General features: G+C 41.0%; 7 protein-coding genes and 2 pseudogenes. 6 read left to right on the top strand and 3 right to left on the bottom strand.

The genetic code is table 11. From position 1 onward, the window contains the following. Nucleotides 1–47: 47 nt before the first annotated feature. Nucleotides 48–467 (top strand): annotated as a pseudogene (locus B0180_RS06175) (IS66 family transposase); the annotation flags it as partial. Nucleotides 468–641: 174 nt separating this feature from the next. On the opposite strand, the gene B0180_RS06170 reads toward B0180_RS06175, so the two are convergent. The 3 genes and pseudogenes from B0180_RS06170 to B0180_RS06160 all read right to left on the bottom strand — a co-directional run bounded on the left by B0180_RS06170 (nt 642) and on the right by B0180_RS06160 (nt 3,406). Beyond that, entirely contained in the window at nt 642–1,859 is a 1,218-nt protein-coding gene (locus B0180_RS06170) for a DUF819 family protein (protein ID WP_078256139.1), read from the bottom strand. Between the two features lie 52 nt (nt 1,860–1,911). Beyond that, the gene (locus B0180_RS06165) at nt 1,912–2,604 is read right to left on the bottom strand and encodes a M15 family metallopeptidase (protein ID WP_078256138.1); all 693 of its coding nucleotides are present in this window, start codon (nt 2,602–2,604) and stop codon (nt 1,912–1,914) included. 152 nt (nt 2,605–2,756) lie between these two features. Next, nucleotides 2,757–3,406, bottom strand: a pseudogene (locus B0180_RS06160) (IS1595 family transposase). Between the two features lie 685 nt (nt 3,407–4,091). On the opposite strand from B0180_RS06160, the gene B0180_RS06155 reads away from it, so the two are divergent. The 5 genes from B0180_RS06155 to nqrM all read left to right on the top strand — a co-directional run bounded on the left by B0180_RS06155 (nt 4,092) and on the right by nqrM (nt 9,307). Next, complete coding sequence (locus tag B0180_RS06155) at nt 4,092–5,345, top strand: putative DNA modification/repair radical SAM protein (RefSeq protein ID WP_078256137.1); 1,254 nt, start codon at nt 4,092–4,094, stop codon at nt 5,343–5,345. Between the two features lie 14 nt (nt 5,346–5,359). Further along, on the top strand, nt 5,360–6,160 hold the full coding sequence (locus tag B0180_RS06150) for a TIGR03915 family putative DNA repair protein (RefSeq protein ID WP_078256136.1): 801 nt from the start codon (nt 5,360–5,362) through the stop codon (nt 6,158–6,160). A 99-nt stretch (nt 6,161–6,259) separates the two neighbouring features. Further along, on the top strand, nt 6,260–6,784 hold the full coding sequence (grpE, locus tag B0180_RS06145; protein ID WP_078256135.1) for a nucleotide exchange factor GrpE: 525 nt from the start codon (nt 6,260–6,262) through the stop codon (nt 6,782–6,784). A gap of 203 nt (nt 6,785–6,987) precedes the next feature. Continuing rightward, nucleotides 6,988–8,895 (top strand): molecular chaperone DnaK, encoded by a 1,908-nt coding sequence (gene dnaK, locus B0180_RS06140; protein WP_078256134.1) that lies wholly within the window; start codon nt 6,988–6,990, stop codon nt 8,893–8,895. A 154-nt stretch (nt 8,896–9,049) separates the two neighbouring features. After that, nucleotides 9,050–9,307, top strand: coding sequence for a (Na+)-NQR maturation NqrM (nqrM, locus tag B0180_RS06135; protein ID WP_049238003.1), 258 nt, complete (start codon nt 9,050–9,052; stop codon nt 9,305–9,307). Nucleotides 9,308–9,368: the final 61 nt, after the last annotated feature.

The following is a 9,368-nucleotide window of genomic DNA, read 5'->3' as shown; positions in this document are numbered from 1 at the left end:
TATTTTAAATTAACAATGCCGAAAAAAATACACCCCCAATACCAAGAGATCCCCAAATAGTTCGGCAAATCAGGCAGGAAAAAGCCAAACCAATTGCCGATAAGCTGCACCAATGGTTACAAGAAAAAAGGCAGTTAACCACTAAAAATGCCAGTATTACTAAGGCGATTGATTATTGCCTGAAACGTTGGCAGGCACTGACTTAGTATCTAGATGATGGCAGGCTGCCGATTGATAATAATTGGGCGGAGAATCAGATGCGTCCGTGGGCACTTGGGCGTAAAAACTGGTTGTTTGCCGGTTCGCTGCGAAGTGGGCAGCGGGCTACGAATATTATGTCAATCATTCAGTCAGCTCGCTTAAATGGCTTGGATTTATCTGCTTATTTGACAGACTTGCCAAGACGCCTGCCTACTCAAGAGGATCTGGATGAGTTGTTGCCTCATCGCTGGGTGCCACCGCAATAAGGGTTGGTCGGATGCTTACAAGTTAAATCTTAACTTTCTTAGTAATAGCAAATCCCTATTTACATTCTTTAGTATACCCAGTTTTTATCTACGATATTTTCAGTATAGCTAAAAACCAAAAAAAAAGCTTGTCACAAATTTTTGACAAGCTTTTTTATTTAGAGAGTTTATATATCAGCCCAATTGAGTTACTATGAAATAAACTATGGTTCCTAGGTAGTTGCCAATAACATAGCCTACAGTTCCTATTACCATGATAGGTCCAACTAGCTTAGTCCATCCTTGGCTTATCGCTAAAGCGGCAGCTGTGGTAGGACCTCCAATATTAGCATTGCAAGCCAAAACCACTTCTTCAATATTAAATCTAAAGATTTTACCAATACCCATAGTTAGTATCAGATTGACTAAAGCGACTATAAGTACGAATATAAATAATAAAGGGGCATTGGTTATAATTAAACCTATTGATGCAGGGATACCAATTACTACAAAAAATAGGTAAATACAATAAGTCCCCAATTCCTGACTACCATTTAGTTTTTCAAATGAACTTTTAAAGAAAGATACAATAATAAATGTAATTGTGGTAAGTAATAAGTATTTATCTGTAATTAAGTTTATGATTAAATCCACAAAAATATTATTACTATCTCCTAATAAAGCCTTCAAAAAAGCAGAAAGTTTAAAAGAAATCAAAACTATAACCATGGATGCAGCCAAGTTAATTGCTATGTCTTTTAAAGAAATTAAGCTTGGCTTCCAATAAGCTTCAGATAGGGTTTGAGAGTTTGATGTAATAAAATCACTTTCTACAGCAGAAGTATGAGGAGAACCCCAAACACGTCTTACGAATGGCATGTTTGCTATAGCAATTAACACCAAGAAATAGGTAGCCATCATCATGTTATCTGCAACAATCGTTGCAGCATTAATACTTTCTGTTGGTGACAGTTTAGCAGACATAGCTGCATAGTTGACACCACCTCCACTATAAGAAGCTGAGATAATGCCACTAATCTTATCTAACTCAGGTATATAATTATGCAATATAAGAAACCCTAATACAGCGCCAATCATTGTCGCTACTGAAGATATTAGAAAAAGCAATAAGAGCTTCCAACTTTCCTTTACTAACGATTGCAAGTTAGTATTGAATAAGAGAAGAGGGATGGCTAGTGGAACTATATAACCCCAAACGATATCATAAGTAGGAGCATCAGTAGGTATAATCTTAAGGTTCGACGCGGCTATCGCAATTAATAGCGCTATGACCGCTCCTGGCACTTTACTAGCCCATTTAAAACGCTGCTCGATGAAAATTGCTGATGTAGCAGCGACCATAACGAATGTCCATAATGCCAAGTGGTCATTCGGCTCAATTAAAGTTTGCATACTGTTCCTCCTTAAACATAACCAAACTATCTTATATAAGGTTTTTAAATATTTAAATCTTAACTTCGCTTACGCTAGCGTAGAAGGCGCTTTTCTGCTTATTGTAACAGGCCCATAACTGGTTACCATAATCAAAGTGCCACCATTCAGAGGGTAGGTTACTAAATCCAGAGTTAATCATTGCCCAAAAAAGTAGTCGACGATAATAGCAAGCAGGATGGTCAGGTAATTTTTCATAAAAACCAGTATAGGATCGTTCGCTTGGTTCATCGAAACCAGAGCCCATATTAATCCAACTACCTGTTTCTATATCAAATAAAGTGACATCTATAGAGCCTCCGGTTGAATGAGGACTTATAAAATCCTGATTTGCAGGAGCCACAAATTTTAACAAAAGTTCATTACGCTCACTCAAACTAAGTTGCGGATATTTAAGATCAATAATATTACCAACTTGTCGTTGAAGCTCTAGCTGTACTGCTTTTGGTCTCCAAGCATCCAATACTATAATTCCTAGGTTTTCTGGAAGCAATTTAGCTGCTTGATGTAGTTTTTTTATTACGGAAGAACGTGCAGCACAGAAGTCTATGGAGTTAGGTACTTTTTGATGAAAATAAAAAGGATAAGATCTGATCTTTTCATCATTGGAAATAATATGTAAATCCTCGGAACAGTCAATCACCTCTATAAACTGCAAATCTTTCCATTCATACTCAGCCATTAAAGGTATAACATCTAACATCATAACCGTTATCCAATGTATATTCAATGAGTAATTAAAACAGTTTTATTTAATAAATATATAAATCGAATTCAATTATAACCATATAAAGTTTAATCTAGAGTATCATATTAGCTTCTTATAGTAAATATATTAGGGACTGACGTAGATAATATTTAAATCCCACACCATTTTCTCAATGTTTTAAGCTTTTGAGATGGTGTGCCATAGTTAAAACGAAATTCACATTCTTTGATAAAAAGATGAAAATATTTCTTGTCAATGCCATTGTACTTTCTAAGCACTCGTTTGGCTTGATTCCAAAAGTTTTCGACGCCGTTGATGCGATCGTGGTCTTTTGCAAACTCTCTTGAATGGTTAATTCTAAAATGCTTAAAATCACTCACATCAAGATCATGATAGCTTTTGTAGCAGTCTGTTTAAACAATACTATCAGGCTTGATTTTTCTTGTAATAATAGGCATTAGCATATTGGTTTTGGTGACTTTAACAACAACGGTATAAACTTTGCCATTTCGCGTTAAAAGCCCAAATACTGCTTGCCACTAGCGCCACGCCCATGCTGATCTTTACGAATACCGCCAAAGTAACTTTCATCAAGCTCAATCTCTCCGTCAAATAATTGGCTAGCTTCAAGATTGAGATTGCCTTTTATCACAAGTCTGATTTTGTGGTAAAATAATATGGCTTTATTGCACTGAATACCAAGCAAATCCGCCGACGTTCTAGCAGTAACTTTTGTGACAAAAAATTCAAGCAGTTTTAACTGTAATTTTTTACTTAATTTACAATGAGTTAGCTTCATATTTGCAGTATATCATATGTGCTAATCTACGTCAGCCGCATTTTCTTTAACTTTAGTGTTAGTTTCGGTTGAATGTATCACTGTATTCTGCTCTTTTCTTGCTCATGATAGATTCTTATTTAAGTTGATAGTTTAGCCAATGTTTTTCTCTGTTTTTTCATAATATATCAACTTTTAACCCATATTTGTACGAATCCAGCCAGCCAATATCATGGTAAACAAGCCATATAGAGCGTTGCGATGCCACCGTTCACACAAGAGAATATAGTGGCTTATTCGTAAAATTTTAAGTTTTTCTAGACAAATAACCATATATATTTTCGCTCTTCATGTTTTTATCAAAAGTATACTACTCAAAACACCAGCGGGTATAGAAAATACTTTAACACTATCATTTATACCCTTAGCAATTATCATGATTTTATTACCTATTTCACTGATACCTTATTACCTTTTGAATACAAAAACTATCATCACCCCAATTATTTAAAAACGGATTGTTTTAAGAGATTAACCAAAGCCAATGGGCGCTCCAATATCACGCCATCAAAGATATTTAAGCCATTTAACAGTCGATAGGCTTTTTGTAAAACTGGGCTCAAAAATCTTGTTTTTGGTCTTAAAATCCCTAAATTATCAATTAAGATTAAACGGTTTAAAAAGACAGATTTCCAAGAGAAAATTGATGAATTTTGAGCGCATTCAAGACAAATTAGCCATTTTGGCAGATGCCGCCAAGTACGATGTTTCTTGCTCATCAAGCGGTGGCAAACGAAAAAACCAAGGCGGGCTTGGCAACTCATCAGCTTCTGGCATTTGCCACAGCTACACCGAAGATGGCAGATGTGTATCTTTACTAAAAATTTTATTCACCAATCATTGTATCTATGACTGCGCGTATTGCACCTCCAGACGCAGTAATGACACGCCGCGTGCGGCTTTTACGGTCGAAGAAGTCGTTGAGCTGACCATGCAATTTTATCGGCGTAATTATATCGAGGGGCTGTTTTTAAGCTCTGGGATTTTTAAATCTGCCGATCACACGATGGAAAGGCTGATCAAAGTTGCCAAAACTTTACGCGAGGAGCATAAATTTTTTGGCTACATTCACCTAAAAACCATTCCCGGCGCCTCCCCCGAGCTTATGAAAGAAGCAGGTCTTTATGCCGATCGTTTGTCGGTCAATATGGAAATCCCAACCAAATCAGGGCTTGCCTTATTAGCGCCCGAAAAAGACCACGAAACCATCAAAGCGCCGATGCAGACCGTCCAAGAGCAGATCATTGAATTTAAAGACAGTAAAAAACACCACAAACACGCGCCCAGTTATACCCCTGCAGGTCAATCCACGCAGCTGATCATCGGTGCCGCCGGCGAAAATGATCACCAAATCGTGCGCTTATCGAGCCATTTTTATCAAAAATACGACCTAAAGCGCGTGTACTACTCAGGCTATGTGCCGATGCTGTCTGACAGCCGCCTGCCCGACATCTCAACGCCAGTGCCGTTTGTGCGCGAGCATCGACTGCATCAAGCCGATTGGCTGATGCGCTTTTATGGGTTTGCACCTGAGGAGATCGTCACCAAGGATGATCCGTTTTTGGATTTAGAATGCGACCCAAAACTGGCTTGGGCAATTCGTCATCGCGAGCATTTTCCAGTCTTTATTCAGACCGCGCCTTATGAGATGATTTTGCGAGTGCCGGGCATTGGCGTTAAGGTCGCCAAAAAAATCATGAAAACACGCAGGCATACCCAAATCACCCTTGATCACCTCAAAAAGCTTGGCGCCATGGTGAACCGCGCGCGTTATTTTGTGGCGACCACTAGCCCAAATCCTTATTTGAATCAATTAGACAGTGCGAATTTTCGCCAAATCGTGCTTGACCAAACCACCAGTAAATTCAAGCCAAGCAATCAGCCTGACTTGTTTGGCTAAGATTGGTGCTTGGTATGATAGATAGCTCAATGGATACTGTGCTGAGTTTTGATGGCAGCTTTGAGGGCTTTTTGAGCGCTGTGTTTGAGGGTTATGCGCTCAAGCTTTTGGGCGCTGATATTGTCAATCAGCACCGATATGTGCCGAGTTTTTTACAGACCGTCATCGACTGCCCGACCGATCCTGCCAAAGCCGCCCGAGTGATGACCAAGCTACAAGCGCTGTGCAGCAAAAAAGAGCTCAATGAGATTCTGTCAGCTTTTTTATCCGAAAACGACCAAGTGTACAGCAGCTTATACCGCTTAATTCAACAAAAAATCAAGCGTCCAAAACAAGCCATGTTGTCAAATCTGGGCGATCCGGATACGCTACTGGTCTCAAACTTGGTTCAAAAAGTTCGCCGAGAGCGTCATCGCATGTGCGCTTTTGTGCGCTTTGAGCATGGCGATGACGACTTGTATTTTGCCAAGATCATTCCAGATTTTGATGTCCTGCCGCTGATTGCGCAGTTTTTTCGGCGCAGATTTGCCAAGCAAAATTGGCTGATTTTTGATGTGCATCGCCACTATGGCATCTACTATAACGGCGCAGAAGCCAAGCCGTCTTTGGAGATGATTGTCGATATCGACCAAAAGATGATTCACGCCCCCAAAGTTTTTCATAGTGATATTGAATCCAAATACCAAAAGCTTTGGCAGGTGTATTTTAAACATATCAGCATCGAGGAGCGTAAGAATATCCGCCATCATGTACAGCAGCTGCCCAAGCGCTATTGGCGCTTTTTGACCGAAAAACAAGGCATTGAGATACCCTAACTTAGTCTGATCATTGAATATTTTTGTGCCCATCCCTTGAAAATTTTCTCCTTAACCATTATGAAGATGGGGAATTTATGTTAATTTTTTGGGGTAATTATGACCGAGCAAACTACCGAACAAACCGTCACAGAAGAGGTCGCGTCTGAGGCGACGACAGCCGATCAAGTTGAGGCACTTCAAAGTCAAATCCAAGCGCTAGAAAGTGAAGTCAAAGAAGCCAAGGAAGCGGCTGCCCGCGCAAATGCCGAAAGCTACAACGCCCAGCGCCGCATGGAGCAAGAAACCGATAAAGCCAAGAAATTTGCGCTACAAAAGTTTGCCAAAGAGCTTTTGGATGTGGTCGATAATCTTGAGCGCGCCATCGATGCCAGCCACAAAGCGGGTGCTGATGACGCCACACTTGAAGGGCTACAGCTGACCCAAAAATCTCTACTGACCGTGCTAGAAAAAAATGGCGTGACTGTAGTGGGTAACATCGGCGATGCCTTCAATCCTGAGATTCATGAAGCAGTAGGCATTTTCCCAGATGCCGAAAAAGACATCATCGGTCAAGTCCTACAAAAAGGCTACACTCTAAACGAGCGCACTTTAAGACCTGCGATGGTACTGGTCGGAGCGTAGCTCGGAGCTTGGGGATTTATTGAATAATTTCAATGGCTTAAAACAAAATAAATTTTTTGAAAAAAGTTCGATTATCCCCTTGAAAAGCCAAAAATAAAACAAATATAACACTCAAGCTTGGTGAGATTTTAAATTAAACTTTAAAGCTGAGCTAAGCACCAACAATTTTCAACATTAAAATAATTTTAAATCTGGAGTAAATTATGGCTAAAGTTATTGGTATTGACCTAGGTACAACCAACTCATGTGTGGCAGTACTTGAAGGCGATAAAGTCAAAGTCATCGAAAACGCAGAAGGCGCGCGTACCACGCCGTCGATTGTGGCATTTAAAGACGGTGAAACTTTGGTGGGTCAAGCTGCTAAGCGTCAAGCGGTCACCAACCCAAAAAATACGCTGTTTGCGATTAAGCGTTTGATCGGTCGTCGTTTTGAAGACAAAGAAGTCCAAAAAGACATCTCGCTAGTACCTTTTAAAATCGTCAAAGCTGACAACGGCGACGCGTGGGTAGAAGTTAACGGCAAAAAACAAGCGCCACCACAAATCAGCGCCGAAGTGTTGCGTAAAATGAAAAAAACCGCCGAAGACTATCTTGGCGAAACTGTGACCGAAGCGGTTGTCACTGTGCCTGCTTACTTTAACGATGCGCAGCGCCAAGCCACCAAAGATGCTGGTAAAATCGCAGGTCTAGATGTTAAGCGTATCATCAACGAGCCAACCGCAGCTGCACTGGCATACGGTATGGACAAAAAAGGCGGCGATAAGACAGTTGCTGTTTATGACTTGGGCGGCGGTACTTTTGACGTGTCTATCATTGAGATCGCTGACGTTGATGGCGAGCAGCAATTTGAAGTTTTGGCGACCAATGGTGACACTCACTTGGGCGGCGAAGACTTTGACTTGGCATTGATCGATTATTTGGTTGAAGAGTTCAAAAAAGATCAAGACGTTAACCTAAAAGGTGATGCCTTGGCGATGCAGCGCCTAAAAGAAGCTGCCGAAAAAGCCAAAATTGAGCTATCAAGCAGCCAGTCTACCGAAGTGAACTTGCCTTACATCACCGCTGATGCCACAGGTCCAAAACACTTGGTTGTTACCATCAGCCGCGCTAAGCTTGAAAGCCTGACTGAAGAGATGGTTGCTCGCACGATCATTCCTTGCAAAACTGCTTTGGAAGATGCTGGCTTATCAGCAAGCGACATCGATGATGTGATTTTGGTCGGTGGTCAGACGCGTATGCCATTGGTCCAACAAAAGGTTCAAGAGTTCTTTGGCAAAGAGCCGCGTAAAGACGTTAACCCTGACGAAGCCGTTGCGATGGGTGCCGCCATCCAAGGTGCGGTATTGTCTGGCGACAAAAAAGACGTTCTACTGCTTGACGTAACTCCGCTGACTTTGGGTATCGAAACCATGGGCGGCGTGATGACACCGATCATTGAGAAGAACACCATGATTCCAACCAAAAAATCACAAGTGTTCTCAACAGCAGCGGACAATCAGCCAGCGGTATCTATCCAAGTTTATCAAGGTGAGCGTAAAATCGCCAACCAAAACAAACTTTTGGGCAACTTTGATTTGACAGACATTCCACCGGCACCACGCGGTGTGCCACAGATTGAAGTCACCTTTGACATCAACGCTGACGGCATCATGAATATCAGCGCCAAAGACAAAGGCACTGGCAAATCACAATCGATTCAGATCAAAGCAGACTCAGGTCTGTCAGAAGCTGAAATCGAAGAGATGATTCGCACCGCTGAAGCAAATGCCGCTGAAGATGAGAAATTTGCAAATCTTGCAAACGCTCGCAACGAAGCAGATGGTCGTATCCATGCTGTTCAAAAAGCCTTAAAAGAAGCTGGCGACAAAGTGACGGCTGAAGATACCGCTTCTGTAGAAGCTGCTATCAGCGCGCTTGAAGCTGCCACCAAAGAAGATGATGCCGATGACATCAAGGCAAAACTTGAAGCGCTAGATAACGCATTCTTGCCAATCAGCCAAAAGATCTACGCTGATGCAGGTGCCCAAGGTGCCGAGCCACAGCCAGAACAAGCCAATCCTGCCGATGACGGTGTGGTTGATGCTGAGTTCACCGAAGTCAAAGACAAATAATCGCTGATTGCTTCACCAAAATAGCCCATCATAGATGGGCTATTTTTATTGAACCGGCAACACAAAAGCCCCAAAATCATTACATTCGACTTTGAATAAAGTGTTATACTATGACTTATTTGATTAATTTGCTACTTCATTGCACGGAGAAGCCATGAGCGATATTTTAAATCAATTCATCCCCATCTTTTTTGTGACTTTTGGGATTTTTATTTTATTTTTCTTATTTATGGGTGTTGGGTATCTCATCAAAAAAAAGCCGCTTAAAGGCTCTTGTGGCGGTGTGGCGACCTTGATGGGTGATAAATATTGCCAATTTTGTGGTAATGATCCCAATAAGTGCGAAAGCAACATTGATAAGATTGATGAAACAGCTCGCGAAAAACTCAATAAAATCGCCAAACAAGCTTAAACAGCATCAATAAAATCAGTCAAATGTATGATCATTTGACTGAGTTTATTTGGGTGATGAT

Source organism: Moraxella canis, from assembly GCF_002014965.1.
Classification (GTDB): domain Bacteria; phylum Pseudomonadota; class Gammaproteobacteria; order Pseudomonadales; family Moraxellaceae; genus Moraxella; species Moraxella canis.
The sequence above is the reverse complement of the archived record's forward strand: the minus strand, read 5'-3'. Positions and strand labels throughout refer to the sequence as shown.